The 18,076-nt window shown below is 51.7% G+C and carries 19 protein-coding genes and 1 riboswitch; of the genes, 2 read left to right on the top strand and 17 right to left on the bottom strand.

Features of this window, described 5'->3' with window-relative positions:
* Positions 1-28: 28 nt before the first annotated feature.
* Positions 29-1,090, bottom strand: coding sequence for an Ldh family oxidoreductase (locus tag NDK47_RS13385; protein WP_322112094.1), 1,062 nt, complete (start codon positions 1,088-1,090; stop codon positions 29-31).
* Positions 1,091-1,334: 244 nt separating this feature from the next.
* Positions 1,335-4,238, bottom strand: coding sequence for a D-alanyl-D-alanine carboxypeptidase/D-alanyl-D-alanine endopeptidase (dacB, locus tag NDK47_RS13380; protein WP_251875680.1), 2,904 nt, complete (start codon positions 4,236-4,238; stop codon positions 1,335-1,337).
* Positions 4,239-4,445: 207 nt separating this feature from the next.
* Between dacB and NDK47_RS13375 the strand changes: the two genes are divergently transcribed.
* Positions 4,446-5,003, top strand: a complete 558-nt coding sequence (locus tag NDK47_RS13375; RefSeq protein ID WP_251875679.1) for a hypothetical protein — start codon at positions 4,446-4,448, stop codon at positions 5,001-5,003.
* Positions 5,004-5,354: 351 nt separating this feature from the next.
* Here NDK47_RS13375 and NDK47_RS13370 read toward each other — a convergent pair whose 3' ends face one another.
* The 8 genes from NDK47_RS13370 to NDK47_RS13335 form a co-directional block, all read right to left on the bottom strand.
* Positions 5,355-6,383, bottom strand: a complete 1,029-nt coding sequence (locus NDK47_RS13370; RefSeq protein ID WP_251875677.1) for an ABC transporter substrate-binding protein — start codon at positions 6,381-6,383, stop codon at positions 5,355-5,357.
* 17 nt (positions 6,384-6,400) lie between these two features.
* Positions 6,401-7,165 carry an ABC transporter permease gene (locus NDK47_RS13365; protein ID WP_251875675.1) on the bottom strand — a complete coding sequence of 255 codons (765 nt, stop codon included), beginning with the start codon at positions 7,163-7,165 and terminating at the stop codon, positions 6,401-6,403.
* Positions 7,165-7,941: an ABC transporter ATP-binding protein gene (locus tag NDK47_RS13360; protein ID WP_251875673.1), complete on the bottom strand. Its 777-nt coding sequence runs from the start codon at positions 7,939-7,941 to the stop codon at positions 7,165-7,167. The genes NDK47_RS13365 and NDK47_RS13360 overlap by 1 nt, the downstream gene beginning before the upstream one ends.
* Complete coding sequence (tenA, locus tag NDK47_RS13355) at positions 7,926-8,606, bottom strand: thiaminase II (protein WP_251875671.1); 681 nt, start codon at positions 8,604-8,606, stop codon at positions 7,926-7,928. Before tenA ends, NDK47_RS13360 begins: the two co-directional genes overlap by 16 nt.
* A gap of 79 nt (positions 8,607-8,685) precedes the next feature.
* Positions 8,686-9,456 (bottom strand): thiazole synthase, encoded by a 771-nt coding sequence (locus NDK47_RS13350; protein WP_251875669.1) that lies wholly within the window; start codon positions 9,454-9,456, stop codon positions 8,686-8,688.
* A gap of 5 nt (positions 9,457-9,461) precedes the next feature.
* Positions 9,462-9,665, bottom strand: a complete 204-nt coding sequence (gene thiS, locus NDK47_RS13345) for a sulfur carrier protein ThiS (protein ID WP_251875667.1) — start codon at positions 9,663-9,665, stop codon at positions 9,462-9,464.
* Positions 9,666-9,885: 220 nt separating this feature from the next.
* Positions 9,886-9,996, bottom strand: a riboswitch (TPP riboswitch).
* Between the two features lie 35 nt (positions 9,997-10,031).
* Positions 10,032-10,418: a kinase-associated lipoprotein KapB gene (gene kapB / locus NDK47_RS13340; RefSeq protein ID WP_251875665.1), complete on the bottom strand. Its 387-nt coding sequence runs from the start codon at positions 10,416-10,418 to the stop codon at positions 10,032-10,034.
* A gap of 52 nt (positions 10,419-10,470) precedes the next feature.
* Positions 10,471-11,730 (bottom strand): alanyl-tRNA editing protein, encoded by a 1,260-nt coding sequence (locus tag NDK47_RS13335; RefSeq protein ID WP_322112093.1) that lies wholly within the window; start codon positions 11,728-11,730, stop codon positions 10,471-10,473.
* Positions 11,731-11,778: 48 nt separating this feature from the next.
* Between NDK47_RS13335 and NDK47_RS13330 the strand changes: the two genes are divergently transcribed.
* On the top strand, positions 11,779-12,165 hold the full coding sequence (locus NDK47_RS13330) for a DUF2203 domain-containing protein (RefSeq protein ID WP_251875655.1): 387 nt from the start codon (positions 11,779-11,781) through the stop codon (positions 12,163-12,165).
* Positions 12,166-12,176: 11 nt separating this feature from the next.
* Here the strand turns inward: NDK47_RS13330 and NDK47_RS13325 are convergent, their stop codons facing one another.
* From NDK47_RS13325 to NDK47_RS13295, 7 genes are all read right to left on the bottom strand, one after another.
* Entirely contained in the window at positions 12,177-12,404 is a 228-nt protein-coding gene (locus NDK47_RS13325; protein ID WP_251875653.1) for a hypothetical protein, read from the bottom strand.
* Positions 12,405-12,495: 91 nt separating this feature from the next.
* Positions 12,496-13,782, bottom strand: coding sequence for a glycoside hydrolase family 18 protein (locus tag NDK47_RS13320; RefSeq protein WP_251875651.1), 1,287 nt, complete (start codon positions 13,780-13,782; stop codon positions 12,496-12,498).
* Between the two features lie 67 nt (positions 13,783-13,849).
* Complete coding sequence (locus NDK47_RS13315) at positions 13,850-14,164, bottom strand: thioredoxin family protein (RefSeq protein ID WP_251875649.1); 315 nt, start codon at positions 14,162-14,164, stop codon at positions 13,850-13,852.
* 109 nt (positions 14,165-14,273) lie between these two features.
* Entirely contained in the window at positions 14,274-14,714 is a 441-nt protein-coding gene (locus NDK47_RS13310) for a hypothetical protein (protein ID WP_251875647.1), read from the bottom strand.
* The gene (locus NDK47_RS13305; protein ID WP_251875645.1) at positions 14,711-15,532 is read right to left on the bottom strand and encodes a DUF3100 domain-containing protein; all 822 of its coding nucleotides are present in this window, start codon (positions 15,530-15,532) and stop codon (positions 14,711-14,713) included. Before NDK47_RS13305 ends, NDK47_RS13310 begins: the two co-directional genes overlap by 4 nt.
* Positions 15,533-15,617: 85 nt before the next feature.
* Entirely contained in the window at positions 15,618-16,508 is an 891-nt protein-coding gene (locus NDK47_RS13300; RefSeq protein WP_251875643.1) for an NAD(P)-dependent oxidoreductase, read from the bottom strand.
* 18 nt (positions 16,509-16,526) lie between these two features.
* A complete protein-coding gene (locus NDK47_RS13295) occupies positions 16,527-17,978 on the bottom strand; it encodes an aldehyde dehydrogenase family protein (RefSeq protein WP_251875641.1) in 1,452 nt (483 codons plus the stop codon).
* Positions 17,979-18,076 lie beyond the last annotated feature (98 nt).

Below are 18,076 nucleotides of genomic sequence, written 5' to 3'. Positions count from 1 at the left end.
ACAGTCTATGACTGGTCTTTTGTCCTTGTCATTGGATGCGGGCTTCTTCCAGCGTCAACTGATATTTCGCGCATATCGTTTCCAGTTCAAGAGCGATCTCATCAGGGAGCGGGATGCCGTTTGTCCTTCTTTCTGCGGCTGTTCGCCACTCTTTTTCCCCCGGAATCAGGATCTCATCTTGCCCTTCCATTTTGGGTTCCGCTTTGATTTGACGGATGTAGGTATCCATCTGTTGTTGGAAGAGTGCGAGCGGCATAAAATTCTCGATCCGCAGCGTCAAAAAAAGATGACCCACGTTTTGTGGAAAAAAATCGTTTTCGTACAGACTGTGAACGTCTGGTCCATAGCCGGCACCCGTTAAAAGTCCGCACAGAATATCAACCAACATGGAGAGGCCGTAGCCTTTTGCACCTGCGATCGGCAAGAGGGCCCCGCGCAACGCTTGAACAGGATCAGTTGTATCACGACCCCGTTCATCAATCGCCCATCCCTGGGGAATGGCTTCTCCTTTTTGGGCAGCAAGGGCAATTTTCCCGCGTGCAGCCACCGCAGTCGCCATATCGAGCAAAAAAGGGGGTTCTACACCTGTGGGAATACCTGCGGCTATTGGATTGGAACCAAAAAAGGGACGAACCCCTCCTGTTGGCGCCATCGACTTCGGTGCATTTGACATGAGTATCAAAATGTAGCCCTTTTCTACTGCTTGCTCCGCGTAATAGGAGCAAGCGCCAAAGTGATTGGAGGCTGCCACGCCAACCACCCCAATGCCATATTGTTCAGCCAGCTCCAGCGCAGTCTGCAAGGCTGCTTCTCCCACGACAGCCCCCAAGTGGTTCTTCCCATTGACGATTGCAGTCGCTCCTGCTTGTTTGTGGATGGAAGGCTCTTGGTCAAGGTCAATCAAGCCTTGTTCTACTCTTTTCAGGTAAACAGCCAGGCGAGCCATCCCGTGAGAGTGGATCGCACGTAAATCGGCATGGACGAGCGAACGGGCGACAGTCTCCGCATGTCGTGGAGAAACTCCCGCCCGTATCAACATTTCTGTTGCCAATCGTTCCAACCGCATAGAATCAAATCGCTTTGCACTCACCTCACACTCACGCCCTCTCTCTTCGCGTTTATGCTACTCCGGGTCTCCACTTTTCTGAATATAGATATGTACCAGTGGAACTAGCCGACACCGTCAGTTGCCTAATCTGCTGGAAGAAAGTCCACGTGTGTGAAATGAACAGATCAGTCAATAAAGATAACTTTTCGCATTACATCTCGCTGGAAAATAGAAAAAGGACAGCTGAGTAACTGCCCTTTTGTCATGCTTGCCATCTAAGGCTATATCATTCCTCATACTCCGCAAGTGCCTCGACAATCCGGTCTTGCAATCCTGTCATAAATCCGGCGCCCTTTGGTTTATACCCATTAATCATGATGGAGAAAACCAGCTTCTGGCCATCCTTGGTCTCGACATACCCGGAAAGACTGCTCACGCCAGTCAGGGTACCGGTTTTTGCCCGTGCGTTGTTGGCAGCCGCCGTTTCCTTCATGCGACTGGTCAGTGTGCCATCCACGCCTGCTATGGGCAAGGAATCAAAGTACTCGGTAAAGACAGAGCTCGCCGTCATGGCCTCCAGCACCCCGGCAATATGGCGGGCAGAGATCAAGTTGTAGCGAGTCAAACCAGAGCCGTCAATCATGTCAAAATTGGTTTCAATACCTAGCGGGCCAAGCGTTTCTGCTACCACTTCGGCTCCTGCTGAAGCACTGCCTTCGTTTTTCTTCACAGCTCCCAGTGTTTTCAGCAGCATTTCGGCGTAGAAATTGTCACTTCGCTTGTTCAGATAGGTGACAATTTCGGCGAGTGGTCTGGAGGTAAACTCGGTCCATTTTACTGCTTGGGATGGAACGATACCGATCGAAACGGTACTGTTGCCGGCAAAAGTGATGCCTTCGCGCTCCAGGGTCTCCCGAAGAACGGTACCTACATACAGGGCAGGGTTTTCAACAGGTACGCGCTCGTAATCTGCTGCTGTTCCCACCGGCAAGTTGCCGCTCACCCTGATCGTATTGGTTCCGCGATCACGCTCGATGGCAAAGGTATTCGGCTGATCGGCGCCAACCGTTTTCGCCTCGTTGATCACTGTTACATATTTCGTCTTGGGCAACAGATTGATCGGTACTTTTTCACCAACGCGGCTGGCGGGCTCAAACTCGATCATCACGGTTCCGCGATTCAATGCCAACGCTCCGAGCAGCGGATTGTAGTAATAGCTCTCATCATCCCAGGCCCAGCCCAATCCGAGCCTCTCCTGATCAAAGTACCCTTCGTCCAGGATCAGGTTGCCATTAATCCGTTTGACTCCTTGTTCCTTTAGCCATTTTGCGATGGACTCTACGGACACACCATCCTGCACCTTCAGCTTGTCTTCGGTATGCAAAGTGGGGTCGCCATACCCTTTGAGATACAAGTCCCCCTGGAAGACACCATTCGCTGGAATTGCCGCACTGCCGTACATTTCTGTTTTGTATTGATAATCACTGCCTAACTGCGTCAGGGCCGTTGCCGTCGTCAGCAGCTTCAGATTCGAAGCGGGTGTGAGCAGCGTATCTGCTTCGTGCTCATACCAAACAGCTCCCGCCGGGTCACTATTTTTCTGTTCCACAGCTTTGACCAGGATACCCGCCGTCAATCCGGAAGCATTTGCTTCATCGACAATCGGGTCCAACAGCGCGGACAGCTTATAGGTCTGCTGTTTCGGCGACTGATAGCCGTCCGGTGTCTGAATATCCGGATAGGAGGCAAGTAAAATGGCAACCTTGTCTTGCAAATCGCGCGCATACTTAGACTTGTAAATCCCGTTGATCAGGATCGAGAATGCCAGCTTGTTGCCGTTCTTCGCCGTTACGTAGCCTGACAAACTGTTTACCCCGCCCATCGACCCCGTCTTGGCAAACACTTGCTTTTCGGCAATCGTTCCTTTTAACCGGTTTTTCAGCGTGCCGTCCACTCCTGCAATCGGGAGAGACTGCTCAAAAACTTCCTTGTATTCCTGATTCTGAACGAAGGAGAGCAGACCGACCATTTGCGACGCCGTGATCCAGTCAAAGCGAGACAACCCGGAACCGTCCATTTGGGCATAATCACTTTCCACGCCTGCCCGCTTCAAGACCTCCTTGACCACTTCACTGCCTGCCTCCGCAGACCCTTTCCCATTTTCGGCACCCAAAGTTTTGAGCAGCATCTCCGCGTAAAAATTGTCACTGTCCTTGTTTAATTCGATCATGATTTCAGACAGCGGCTTGGAGAGATGCGTGTAAAAGGGCACGCCGTCAGTAACCGATGTCTTGCTCACCTTTACTTGAGGATGGAGTTTGATGCCCGCTGCGCTTAACCGCTGCTTCCAGACATCCCCTACATAAAGGGCCGGGTCTTCCAGTGAGACATCTTCCTCATAAGAAGAAGCTTCGACACCAATCGTCCCGCTGAAAATGATAGTATTCGTCCCGCGCGGCCTCTCTACCGCTACCTTGCTTTCCTTCCCTGCAACTGTCTGCACTTGATTGAGCACCTGCAGGTAATCCGTAGCCGGGTCTAGCGTCAGGACGGGCTTCTCCCCTGCCTTTTTCCCAGGCTGAACCGTGACAGTAACCATATTCTTATGTACAGCGAGCGCACTGAGCTGGGCGCTGTACCCGTATGGCTCATCATCCCACATCCATCCATAGCCGAGACGCATGTCATCAAAATAGCTGTCGTCCACAAGCAGACTCCCGTTTATCTGCCGGATTCCCTTTTCTTTCAGCCCTTCCGCTATGCTTTGCAAATCAGCAACACTCAGGCTCGGATCGCCGAAGCCCTTTAATACCAGGTCCCCGTTCAGCACTCCTCCCGGCGTTGCCTTACCCGTCACATATACTTCCGTCTTCCACTGGTACTCCGGCCCCAGTCGATCTAAGCCGGCGACTGTCGTAAACACTTTCATATTGGAAGCTGGTACATAAGTCCTGTCCGCATTATGTTCATACAATACCTTTTTCTCTGTCAAATCATAGACCTTGATCCCCGTGTGCAATCCGATACTGTTCGGATCTTTGTTTAGCTCTGCCAAAAACTGTTCGATATTTGCCGTAAGTGGTTCTGCAGCGGTCGCTGCATTTTGGGCCCATGCCGGAACAGCCGCGAGCTGGAACACAAGCAGCAGCATCAGGAGCCAACAGCCTGACCGTGTAAGCAGTCTTTTCATAGTACCCTCCTCTTTCTATTTTTTCGTCTTGTAGCCGGATCTAGAAGCATACCGACCTTATTTTACCACTTCCCTTCATTTTTCGGAATATTACCACAATACTATTTGGAAACGTCCATTCTCTTCTTCGGCTTTTTTGGGAATAGTAACCACCTCGTCGATCATACTAAAATTGGGTTTTACCACTTGTAGGAGGGCTTCTATCGAATGTGGAAGAAACATGTTCTCATTATCGCCATCTGGCTAAGCAGCGTTGTGGCTGCTCCTGTCTCGGCCACACCTGAAATTGGAGATTTGCAGGTTGATCCGACAAGAGTGGCAAATGGGAGGGAGCTGATTGTCAAAAGCGATCTGATCATTCTTGGCTGGCCCAATCAGTCGTATCAAACTTTTGAGACGGGAGGAAGAATTGGTCAACGCAGGATCGTCAATTTTGTTCAAACCGTTCGCGTTGAAAAAGTGTTAAAAGGCCATGTCCTCGCGCCAGTCAAACTCATGAGTACAGGCGTTGAGCCGCTCCCTGACCCTGCTGATCCGGTAAACATGCGTTATCCCGGCCCGCTAGCTGCTGAACAATATGTCCTGTTTCTGAAAAAAGTGAGCGGCAGCGACCTGTACAGTACAGTTGGCCTGTGGCAAGGCGTCTATCCTGTGTACGATGGAAAGATGATCAGTTTACGTAATTTGGGTTTTACAGAATTGAACCAGATTACGATGAGGGAGCTGGAGGAGAAGATTAAAGTGATTCACTCTGCCGCTCCCTAACTGCACGTCCAGAGCTGGATTGCACGTGCGGATCAGACTGTTACAGATAGAAAAAAGTCACTAAAGAACAGCTTCAGTGACTTTTTGCATCAGGTCGAGAAGGCTGATAAAGAGTATCCTCGATCCGCTTACATAGCGTTTAGTGCACGGTACATAAAAATTGCGATTGACGCCCCTGATAATACGACGGTAGCGACAAAAGCGAGAATGACCAGTTTGTTGCTCCGGTTTTTATTATTGCTCATGAGTCTTCTCCTTGTCTAAATTTCCAACACTCTACCTTCTTCTTTATATACTATAACGCTTCCAGACAAAACAAAACTCCCCAACGGAGAGTTTTGCGCTTTGCCACTATTTTGTTAGATTTGCCATAACCTCTTCTGCTTTGATTTCCTTGGATATCAGCTTCTCTTCCAGCATCCAATCGATCAGCTTCTGCCACGATTCCGCAGACTGACTGCCAAAAGGTTCACTGCCTGCATCCATCAGAGGCAAAAGGATATCGAGACTTTTCTCCTCTACATCCTCTTCCAATGGGAATTCTTTTGCCTGCTTGGCCAAAAGCGAAGTCAATACCTCTTTCTTGTGTTCCTTCACATATGCCTGACCCTTGGCCGCAGCGCGGAGAAAGGCTGCTAAAGCGTCTTTCTTTTGAGTCAACGTCTCATCACTGGTCGCGATGACCAGCTCGTAATAATCCGGTACGCCAAAATCACTTGGCTTGATCACGTTGACAGGCACACCGTGTTTTTCCAGAATGACCTGCTCATGGTTGATATAGCCGCCGACGACCGCATCCACTTTTTTCGCAGTTAATGCCGGGATGATATCAAAGCCGATATCCGTAAAAGCAAGGCCGGAATCATCTGCACCCGTTTGTCTGACAACCGTACGAACGACCGCCTCATCAAGTGGTACAGATGGGTACCCGATATTCTTTCCTGCCAGCTTCTCCGGCGTATCCAATCCGCTGTCTTTCCGCGTCATGATCACATTCAGCGGATGTCTCACCAAGGCGGCGATCGATACCACCTGGATATCTTCCGAGCGGGCCTGCACCATCTGCGTTTGGTAGCTGATCGCCATATCGACTTTGCCCGCTCCGACCATCCGCAGCGGATCATTCGCATCCGACGGCATCTGGAGGTGGACTTTCAGATTTTCGTCCCGGAAGTAACCCTGCTCCTCTGCTGCGTAGAGAAAAGAGTGTACGGCATTGGGATACCAGTCAAGCACCAGCGTCAGTTCAGTCGGCTCTTTGCCACCAGGGGATGATGGGCTCTTGCCCTCCTGTCCTGCTGGATGTTCTGACTGTGTACCGCAGGCTGCGAGGCCAGCTGTCAGACTGAGAATAAGAAGCATCTTCGTCCATTTTTTCATGGTTTTCTCCTACCTGATCATCTATTTTTTCTTTTTCGTTTATGGGGGGCAAACCGAAGCTCCAATCGCCCTGCCAACCAAAACAACAGCATGCCCAACAGCGAGAGAAGCAGCACGGATGCAAACAAGGCGGGTGCCTGAAAATTGCCCGAAGCCCGGCGCCCAAAATAGCCAAGACCTTCGCTTGCCCCCAGCCACTCCCCGATGGTCGCACCGGATACACTGTACGTAGCGGCTACCTTCAGCCCGCTAAAAAAATGGGGGAGGCTGGCCGGCAATTGCAGCTTGCGGAAAAGCTGCCACCTGCTTGCTCCCATCGTGCGGAGAAGGTTGGTCATCTCCCGGTCGCACGCCCGCAAACCGTCGAAGGTACTGACGACAATCGGGAAAAATGTAAAGAGAATCGTAACGGCGATCTTTCCCGTCAGATCATATCCGAACCAAAGGATAAAGACCGGTGACAGCGCGATGATCGGAATCGTCTGTGAAATCACGATATACGGGTAGATCAGACGCTCTGCGCTCTTGCTCAACGTCATCACCAGCGCCAGCGAAATTCCAAACAAGACTGACGCAGAAAGACCGAGCAGCACCTCTTTTAACGTCGCCCAGAGATGGAGCCCCAACAGTTGCTCGCGCAGATTCCACAGGGATTGAAATACAGCGCTTGGCGGCGGCAAAATAAATGCGGGGACATCAAGGATTCGGCACGCTGTTTCCCAGACGAGCAATAGCCCGAGGAGGGAAAGCAAAAACATCAGTCCCTTCCGAAATGATGACATCAGCCCCCCCTCCTTTCCCCGACGGCATGGGCAGAGCTGCGCAAAAGCTGCCAGATTTCCTCCCGCAATGCGTGAAAGGCAGGATCGTTTCGGCTGCTCATGGATCTGGGCCGCGGAACGGCGACTCGAAGCTCCACCGGCTGGCGAATGGGGGCACCCAAAAGGACAACCACCCTGTCTGCCAACAGGATTGCCTCGTCGATGTCATGGGTAATCAACAGCATCGTACTGCCTGTTTGCTGCCACATCGAGTGGAGCCACTCCTGCATCTCCATCCGTGTGATCCCGTCCAGCGCACTGAAAGGCTCATCCAACAGGAGCAAATCAGCTCCCGTCAACAAGGCCCGCATAAAGGAGACGCGTTGTCGCATCCCTCCGGAAAGTTCCTCCGGGTACGCATCTTTCCATTCAGCAAGGCCAAACCTCGGCAGTTCTTGCTCGACACGCTCACGGATCGCTCGTTGTGAAAATCCTTGTATTTCCAGCGGTAAACCCGCATTTTCAGCCACAGTCCGCCAGGCCAGGAGCAGATCCCGCTGGGGCATGTAGCCAACCTGCCCCAGCCGTTTTGTCGCTGGCTGTCCATCAAGACGGATGACACCGTGCTCGGGCTGAAGCAGGCCGGCTGCCAGTTGAAAAAGCGTACTCTTCCCGATCCCGCTCGGCCCGATCAGACTTACCAGCTCACCTTTTTGGATCTCCAAGCCAAACCTATCCAAGATAGGCTGATCTCCATAGGAAAAACTGACTTGCGAAAATGCTAGTTTCTCTCGCACGGCCACTCTTCCTCCGTGTAAGCCATCTCCCAGAACAGATATTCCATGCGCGAGGTATTCAAGAAATGCTCCTCCAGTATAGCCAGCTCAGCTTCCGTTTTGCCCTCGGCCAGTTGGTCCATCAGATCGATCAACCATTGCGCCAGCTCACCGAATTCCTCCGAGCTGTAGGTGCGCACCCAATCCCCGTACCATTCATGCTCAATCGCGCCTTCGATCATCGCCAGCCGTTTCCCGATTTCCCAATAGCTCCAGGCACACGGGAGAACCGCACTTACCAGATCGGCAAGCGAGCCCTGGTGAGCTACTTTCAGCATGTAGCTGGTGTACGCCAGCATGACAAACGAGGGCTTGGTTTGCTCCAGCTCTTCACGTGTGATCCCGAACCGCGCCGCGTATTGCCGATGAAGATCCATTTCAAAATGAAGCGTGGCCTCCTGTAGAGATGCAAAGCGAGAACTGGTCGCCAAATCCGTCGCCTTTGTACTGGCGATGGCGAACATTTTGGCGTATTCGATCAAATAGACGTAATCCTGCTTCATGTAGAAGCGGAAAGATTGGACGGGAAGGCTTCCGTCGCCAAGACCAGTCACAAAGGGGTGACGATGCGTCCGCTCCCAGATCGGGTCTACTTTCTTACGCAGACGCTGCGTAAAGGTTGACATGTTGACACACTCCTCTTCTTCTTGCTCGTGCTCCTATATCCAGGTGGTGTTCTCATAATGCGTGTTCGTCGCTGCGACTTTATTCAATCATGCCTTCCAGAGGACTGCTCGCTGAAGCATAGCGCTTTTTCGGAATTCTACCGGCCAGGAAGCCTTTTCTGCCTGCCTCGACTCCCAGTTTCATCGCTTCCGCCATCAGTACAGGATCATCGGCGAGAGCCACGGCTGTGTTGAGCAGGACGCCATCTGCGCCAAGCTCCATGGCCAGCGCACAATCAGCCGGGGAACCGATGCCCGCATCAATGATGACCGGCACCTTGGCGTCCTCGATGATAAACCGGAGGTTGTTTGCATTGATGATGCCCTGACCAGAACCGATCGGGGAAGCTCCCGGCATGACGGCATGTACGCCTACTTCCTGCAAATGTCTTGCTAAAATCGGATCATCATTGGTGTAAGTCAGGACGATGAATCCCTCTTCGACGAGAATTCGGGAGGCTTCCAGCGTACCGATAGGGTCCGGCAGCAGTGTTTTCGGATCGCCGATTACTTCGACCTTGATCATGTCGCACAGACCTGATGCTTTTGCCAATCGTGCAATCCGTACCGCCTCCTCTGCCGTGTATGCTCCTGCTGTATTAGGCAGCAGCGTAAACTGTTTCAAGTCCAACTGTTCCAGAAAGTTTGGTTCATGCGGGTTTTCCAAATTTAAACGACGTATGGCAAATGTCAATATTTCCGCTTCTGAAGCAGCCACGGCCTTGCCTTGCAGCTCCAGATCGGGAAATTTTCCCGTACCCAGAAGCAGGCGCGAGCGAAATTCATACGGTCCAATTTTCCATGTATCCATCTTGATCATCCTCCACCGACAAAGTGTACAATTTCAATTCTGTCTCCATCCATAACCGGTGTTTCTTCATAGCGGGAGCGATCCACGATCTCGCCGTTTCGCTCTACAATGACGATTTTTTCTTGCAACTGGTAGGACAGCAGCAATTCACGCACATTCTGTATCGTGTCAGCCAGCTCCGTTCCCTTGCCATTTAACTGGACCTGCATATTCTCCCTCCTCAGCGCACTTGATGGTTTGTTCAAACGAGACGTCATAAAAAAACGGCCGCTTCCACCTGTATCATGAGACAACAGACGGAAGAAGCCGTATTTATACGGTACATCCGGGGCGGATAAAAAAAACCATCCGCCTCGGATGGTTGTGGTTGCTGATCTGCATGGGGTGATGTCGTGACTGCTAGAGAACACATGACATCGACCTTCTCGCTGATGAGCTGATACCTCTTCCTCCGCTGGCATGACCCAGTTCAGGTTCAACGGTCAGTAACGCATTCGTTACAATCTCAGCCGATTTCGCCCGGCTCCCGTTTGGTATTGAACGTCATTATTTGGTTCGATTTCTACACTATCACGCTATTTTGCGTTTGTAAAGGTTTCCTTGTACAAAATCTCCAGTTCGACCAGACAACGCTCGGCCCATTTTGTCGTCTTTCGCAGCTTTTCCATTTCCCGCTCCAACGTCACCTTTACCGACTCCTTGTAATCAGGCAAAGCGCCGTTGTAACCCATCACGGTCTGTGTGGGAACCATGATTTTTTCCAGATAAGAGAGCGCTGGTCTCTGGTGAAACAGCGGCACATCAACTTCCAGCGGATTGTGCAAATCACCTTGCGTTGGATATTTCGTCACGGCCATAACTTTTACCAATAATTTTTCACCGTGATTTTCGACCACTTCCGTAATGTACTCGCCCGTTTTGTGGCCCACACGAACATGATCGCCCGGATTCCATGAAGTCATCGTAATCGTCCCCTCCTCATTCATTTGTCCATTTTATGGAAAACAACGTATGTTATCCCTCTATTTTTGCCAGAAGAAGCCCACGTGCATGGGAAAGGAGATCATCGACCGGCAGCGTAGCAGCACCGCCTCCTTGCGCCATGGACGGACTTCCACCGCCTTTTCCATCGATTAGCGGCAGGGTTTCCTTGACCAACTGATTCATCTCCACTGTAACGTCTGTACCGCGAGCAAAGACAAGCTGAAGCTTTTCACCAGTTGTCGCAAACAAAACGATGGCCTTTGCATCCTGGGAAGTGATTGCTCGCGCCAACTGTTGAAGCTCTTGCATACTGCGCCCCGCAAAAGAAGTCAGAACCAGCCGCAGATTACCTCCCAGCCCTTCAGACTCTTTTCGCAAGCGTTCGGCTTCCAGACTGAGCAATTCCATTTCCTTTTGCTGCAAAGCCTCTTTCAAAGCTTCTTTTTCAGTCAGTAGACGCCCCAACACTTCACATGCCTCTGACTCACTGGTCCCCAGTAATCTCATCAAGTCCTGCAGCAGCTTTTGTTTTCGTGAATAATCGGCAAAGGCTCGGGCACCGCAGACAAACTGGACGCGGATGTTGCCGCGATGACGCTCCCAACCGATAATCTTGATTGGCCCCACTTCGCCGGTTGTATGCGGATGTGTACCGCCACAGGGGTTGTAATCAAAGTCTTTGATCATCACGACCCGGATATTTTCCGTTACGGTCGGTTGTTTGGTGAGGGGCAACTGCGCCAGCTCTTCTTCTGTGACAAACCGCGCTTCAATCGGGCGGTTTTCCATCACGATCTGATTGGCCAATCGCTCAACCCTCTCCGCCAGCTCCGCTGCCAGTGTATCCAGCTCTACATCAATCGTCACATGCTCGCGTCCCAGGTGAAAGGCGACGGTCTGCGCTCCTGCGATTTCGATAAAGGATGCTGACAAAATATGCTGACCTGCATGCTGCTGCATCAGATCAAAACGGCGCTCCCAATCAATCTGTCCGGCAACCTTTGTTACGTCTTCCGCGATCGGTGCATCCAAGCGATGCCTGATCTCCCCCGCGACCTCCTCCACATCCGTAACCTGTCGATTACCGAGGGTCCCCAGATCGCATGGCTGACCCCCGCCCGTCGGGTAAAACGCGGTCTGCGTCAGCACCACATAAGGTTGTCCATTCTCTTCCGCACCGCGCTTGACAATCTCTGCCTCAAAACTCTGCAAATAGGCGTCCTGGTAGTACAGTTTGTCGTCCATGGCTGCTCCTTCCCGGTTGCCGCACACTGCGGACAACTCTTCCATTTCCTCCCTGTCCGCATCCTTGTATAATGGTGGGAGGAGGTGTTATGTTTGTCCAAAAAATATTTCACTCTTGATGAAGCAAATCAATTGCTCCCGTATGTACGCGAGGAACTCTCCTTTTTACAGGAGACAAAACGCCGCTTTTATAGCATGTATGAAGAATTACAGCAAGTGAAAAAACAACAACCCCAGGACGAGCAAGCGGTGTTTACACTGGAATGCCGCCTGGAGTTTATGGATTTGGAATCACAACTTCACATCAGCCAGTTGATGGAAAAAGGTATCCAGGTCAAAGATATCGACATCGGCCTGTTTGACTTTCCGTCCGTTATCAACGGGGAAGAAGTGCTGCTCTGTTGGAGAGCCGGGGAGCCGCGGATCATGCACTATCATAGTCTCACCGATGGATTCGCCGGGCGTAAACGGATCGAATAGATCACACTTTCTTATGCAAACAGCTTGTACATCTTCTCTTCGCGGACCAAGCGTTCTTCCGGCGAAGCCAGATCGTACTTTTTTAACAGGTGAAACAGTTCATTCAACGTCTCCTGTGTCAGTGTTTTATCCAACAGCCCGCTCAGTTGCTGCGCCAGGGCCGGGGGCAAATAAGGGGTCTGCTCGACGAGCTTACTCTGGACATCCTCGGTACTGTGGTTCAGTCTGCACTCTCCCATGATCTCCCTCCTCGTTCTTTTGCCAACATCATACCATGTTTTGCATAGAGAAAAAAAGCGTACAGACTCGAGCGGACTGTACGCTTTTTTCTTATGTTCTCCGCTTTCTGACACGGAAGTTGTCTTCGATCAAGAGCCAATTCTGCGGAAAAGGAAGGCCCAGTCTCCAATAGCTGACGCCTCGCAGATTCAACTCTTTGACCAGATTGAATTTGGCTTGGATCGACCTTGCATCCTCAAACCAGACACGATGATTCCGCCCCGCATCATCGGTGTACTCAAAGAACGGTGCCTGTGCCTGATTGTCGTACTGAATCGCGACCTGCCTGGCCTGGGCAAGCGCTACAGCTGCTTGCGGACTAAGGGCGCGAGCTGTGGTACCTGGTTGAAAAGGCAGCGTCCAATCATACCCGTAGAGGTTTTGTCCCATCATGATCTTCCCAGCCGGCATCTCGGTCAGGGCATATTCGAGGACCTTGCGTACCGGACCAATCGGTGAAACCGGCATCGGCGGTCCCCCGCTGTATCCCCACTCATAGGTCATGATGACCACAAAGTCGGCAATTTCACCGATCGCTCTATAGTCATGAGCCGCGTACCATTTTCCTGGCTGCGCCGCACTGGTTTTGGGCGCTACCGCGACAGACATCATCAGACCATTTGCTCTGGCCCGCTCCTTTGCCCGGCGCAGAAAACGGGCATACGCTTCTCGGTCAGTTGCGGGCAATGCTTCCAGATCAAAATGGATATCCCCAAATCCCAGTTCATTGGCCGTACTGATGATATTGTCCAACAGCTTGTTTTGAATCGTCATGTCATTCAGCACGAGACTGCCCAGCTCAGGGCTGAACTGATCTCCCTCAAGATTAGTGATGGCCATCATCAAAACGACCTTGTTTTCATCAGCAATCCGGCGAAAATCATCCAGCGGCGGGGGAGTCAGGGTACCATCCCGATTTATCCGAAAGCTGAACGGAGCAAGGTAGGTCAGATGTGGGGCAGCTTGTCGGACATCTGCCTCCAGTGCCTCGGTCACTCTCTGCCTCGGCTCCGCATATGCATTAAAATCAGCTGCCCGGCGCGGCCTGGGCGGAATGTACAATCGCTGCCCGATCTGAAGCGGGCGGTAAAGCGAAATTCCGTTGACCCGCGCCAATTCGGGGGCACTGATTCCGTAGTTTTGACCTATGGTATAAAGCGTATCTCCCGCCTGTATCCAGTAGTAGCTGCCTACAATCGGGATGACCAGCGCCTGTCCGACGACGAGTCGATCCGGTTCAGGAATCTGGTTGGCCTGAGCGATTGCAATCGCTGTGGTGTTGTAGCGCTCTGCAATGACACTCAAGGTTTGTCCTTGCTCGACAACATGGATTTGCATGCTTCTCCTCCTTCGCGATCTGTCCTCTGTGATTGATGTATTCATCGCGAAGGAAATAGGTGTTTGTCTAGGTGAAGCTTCTGAAAAGCCGATACAAAAAATCTACGGAATGAAAGGCGTAATGTCTCTCTTTCAACTGACCGCTGTCAAACAAGAGAAGCCCAGGCACGCTCGTAATGGTCCATTTTTCTGCCAGCTCTGGCATCGTATTGATATTAACCTGAAACAACATCAGTCGGGGTATTGTCTGCTCCACAATATCCAGCATCCTCGCTGCCAGTTTGCAGGTCCCGCATAATGGTGTATAGACAAATATAGCTATTTTCCTGCCCGAGACAGGAGTCTCGATGCTCGTTAGGATGTCCTGTGTCAACTCTTGCACCTGTCCATCTCCCCGTTTCTTGCTTGCTCAATCCAGTACCATGCTAGAGTGCTGAGGCTGGCGATGTCAAGTCTGAGGGCGGGGACATGTATTTGCCAATACAGTTGAATCAAAACCTGCCTTGTATCCGGAATACAATCTCTGCAAACAGCGCCGCAAAGAAAAACGTGCCTGTATAAACAACCAGTGAGATGACAACAATTCGCCAGCTTAGTCGCTTGAAGCTCTCGATGTCCTTTCCGAGAGACAGACCTGCATAAGCCAAAATAGGAGTAGCCAGAGCCATGAAGTTCAATTTCGCAGTGGCCTCAGCAAGCCATGAGTTCCCTGGAAAAATGGGGCTGGTAATCAAGAGCGCCACCAGTGAAATCCAGACAACGGACGGGCTTTTAAAGGGCAAGATGGCCGTGATTCCCCAACCGATCAGCGTAATCGCAATAATGATGATAATACCAGGAAGCGCTTCGATGGGGGAAACCTGATAGCCGATCCAGTTGCCGATGACAGCGATCAATCCGATGAGTGAGATGATGAGAACTTTGTCTTTCATGCGTTCGTCTCCTCCTCTTTCGCAGCAACAGGTTGCTTGCCGATGATGGGGGCCAGCCGGTTGTACAGGCGTACAGTGATAGGCAATGAGAAGAAAATGCAGATGTAGGTGCCTAAAATCGTCGTCAGCAGGTTGGCAGCTCCCGCAAAGACCGCGATATCCTGCTCATGCTCTGGGAAGACAACAGCCAGTGCTCCGGACGCTGCTGCCATCATACTGCCGGAACCGACCCCCGCACCCATGGCCAGAGAAATCGGATGAAGAATGCCCATGCTGCCGAGAAAGCCTGCCAACAGCGCGAGATAGATGGCACCAAACAACGTCCCGCATACATAGACGCCAAGCGCACCTCTCCCCTCGGGTGAGTCCGCGCCGTACTTTTCAGAGATAATAGCCAGGTTGGGCTCGCGGTCGATGGAGAAAGTGGCGCCAATCGATTCTCTGCCCATTCCGAGCCACAGCGCGATGGGCAGGCCCAGGATAATCGTCCCGATGAAATGGCCAATTTCCTGAAACGCCAGCGACCATCCTGCTTCAAAGATTTTTAACAGCGAAGGGCCCAGCATTGTTCCCAGCTTCGCGACGAACAGTAGAAAGGCAATCCCTAAAATCGTCGCTGCTTTTTTCATCTGCTCTTCTTTCAACCAGCGAAACGATGGCCAACTGATAATGCCGCCCAGTACCAGTACATAGAGCATCGGGAAGAGTGCGAGTACGCCAAAGCCCAAGTTGATTTTTCGGGCACCGATCCACTCGCCCACAATTACCAGAAGCAAGACGATGAGATGAAGCTTCCAATCACGCACGCTGCTTTTCATTTCCATCACCTCGAACCATATTTGTACATCGTGAGTCTTCAGAAAAACGGGAAAAGCGTGTCTCCCTCAGGAAACACGAACCCGGTTAACGCGCGATGCTGTCTTGTCCCAGTTGTTCGATGACGGTGCAAACTGCTGACGAATCCCACCCCCCTTTGCCTTGTGCCATAGCCGCCTCGTAAAGCTGAAAAACGGTTGAGCCGACGAAGGAAGGGACCTGTTGTTTACGAGCGGTATGTTCGTACAGCTTCAAGTCTTTGTGCATATGAGCAAGCGAAAAAATGGTTTCGCTGTACGTGCCGTACAGGATATTAGGGCCAAAGATAGACAGCACCCGGTTGTGCGCAGAACCGCTCTCAATGACAGAGGCCACTTTCTGAGGGTCCACTCCCGCCTTTCGCGCCACGAGCAGCGCTTCCCCCAATGCAGCCGTGATACTGGCGACGACTGCGTTATGACAAAGCTTGGCGACCTGGCCTGATCCTGCATCTCCGATATGGACGATGTCACGGCCGATCGCTTGCAAATACGGCATGGCCGCCGGAAGCAGTTCGCTATCGCCTCCCACCATGATCGTAAGCGTTCCGCCTTTTGCGCCTGCGGGACCTCCGCTCACCGGACAGTCAAAAAAGTGAAAGCCGCGCTGCTTTGCTTCCGCATAGAGCTTCTGTGCGGTTGCGGGATCGATCGTGCTCGTATCAAATACCATACTGTCTGGGGCAAGCGTAGCAAACAACCCATTCTCTCCCAGCATCACTTCTTCGACGATTTCCGGACCGGGAAGTGATGAAAAGACGATCTGTGCACCTGGTCCCAGCTCTGCGGGCGAGTGTACCACCTGGGCCCCTTGCTCTTTTGCCCACCTCAATGCTTCAGCACTGGCGTCATAGGCATATACGCGATGCCCTTTTTGCAGCAGATTGGCAATCATCCCTTTTCCCATAACGCCGATACCGATAAATCCAACTTGTTTCATGGCCAGCCTCCCAGCTCTTTACGGACGAATATAGACCGTTTTCAATTCCACATAGAAATCAAGTGCGGATTCACCTTGCTCACGCGGTCCAAGCCCCGAAATTTTCTTTCCGCCAAACGGATAATGCGATTCAAAATGCGTCGATGGCATATTGACATGAGTGACGCCGGATTGAATGCCTCTGACAAACTGGAAGGCTCTGTGCAGGTCATTGGTGAATATCGTCGACGATAGGCCAAATTCAACCTGGTTGGCTACCTGCATGGCATGCTCGAAGCTCTCCACCTCAATCACCGCGATCACGGGACCGAAAATCTCCTCTTGGGCGATTGTCATTTGCGGAGTGACATTGGTAAAGACTGTCGGGGCCACAAAATATCCGTTTTGCAGTTCGCCATCTGTTAGCTGTTTTCCTCCGCATTCCAGGGTTGCCCCTTCCTCCAGGGCTTTTTGTACGTAATGCAGATAGGTGTCCAACTGGTTTTTGTCAGCGAGCGGACCATTATTGCTCTCGGGGTCGAAACCGTCACCAATCTTCAAGGATTTTGCCCGGGCGATCAGCTTTGCTTTTACTTCTTCGGCAACCTCAGGCAGGACCAAAACGCGACTCGTACCGGTACAACGTTGTCCGTTATCCAAAAATCCGCTGGTTACGATGCAGTCGATCGCCAAATCTACATCTGCGTCAGGCATGATGATTGCCGGGTTTTTCCCGCCCATCTCTGCCTGAATCTTTCCGCCGCGAGCACCGACCGCTTTGCCCAGGTCGAGTCCCACCTCTGACGAACCTGTAAAGGAGATGCCTTTAATTAACGGATTGCGGGTCAATTCTTCCCCAATCACAGCCCCAGGCCCAGTAACCAGATTGACCACACCCGCAGGGACGCCGCTTTCGGCCAGCAGCTCAACCAGCTTGACACTGATCAGCGATGTATTGCTCGCCGGCTTGAAGACAACGGTATTGCCAGCCAGTATCGCAGGAACAATTTTCCACAAACCGATGCCTAGCGGGAAATTCCAAGGGGCGATAATGGCAAAAACACCAATGGGCTCACGTACCGTGTAAGCAAATACCTGCTCATCAAAGGACGGCAATGTCTGCCCGCTCAGTCTCGTGACTTCGCCCGTCAACTGCTTCATCGAAGCGATGGTCTTGTTTACTTCTCCCCGGGCTTCCTTCAGCGTCTTCCCGACTTCGCGTGTGATTGTCTCAGCCAAATCTTCCCGGTGAGCATCCAAGAGCTGAATCAGCTTGTACAGAAACTCACCGCGCGATGGCGCAGAAGTCTGTGACCATGCGGGGAATGCGCTTGCTGCCACCTCAATGGCGTGCTTTGTATCGGCTGCATCCGACTTTTGAAAATATCCCAGAATCTCTTGTGTCCGGGCAGGATTGATGCTGGGGAATACAGCACCCGTTCCACTTGGTACCCATTCACCATTGATATAGTTCAAATATGTTTGAGCCATTTCGCTCCCACCTCCCATGTATTATGTGATAATTGTATAAATTCATAATAATTGCTACAATGTGTAAACATACAAGGTTTCACCTGAATCAATGTATG

Origin of the sequence: Brevibacillus ruminantium (assembly GCF_023746555.1) — a bacterium.
Classification (GTDB): Bacteria; Bacillota; Bacilli; order Brevibacillales; family Brevibacillaceae; genus Brevibacillus; species Brevibacillus ruminantium.
This window is presented reverse-complemented; position numbering and strand designations above follow the sequence as displayed.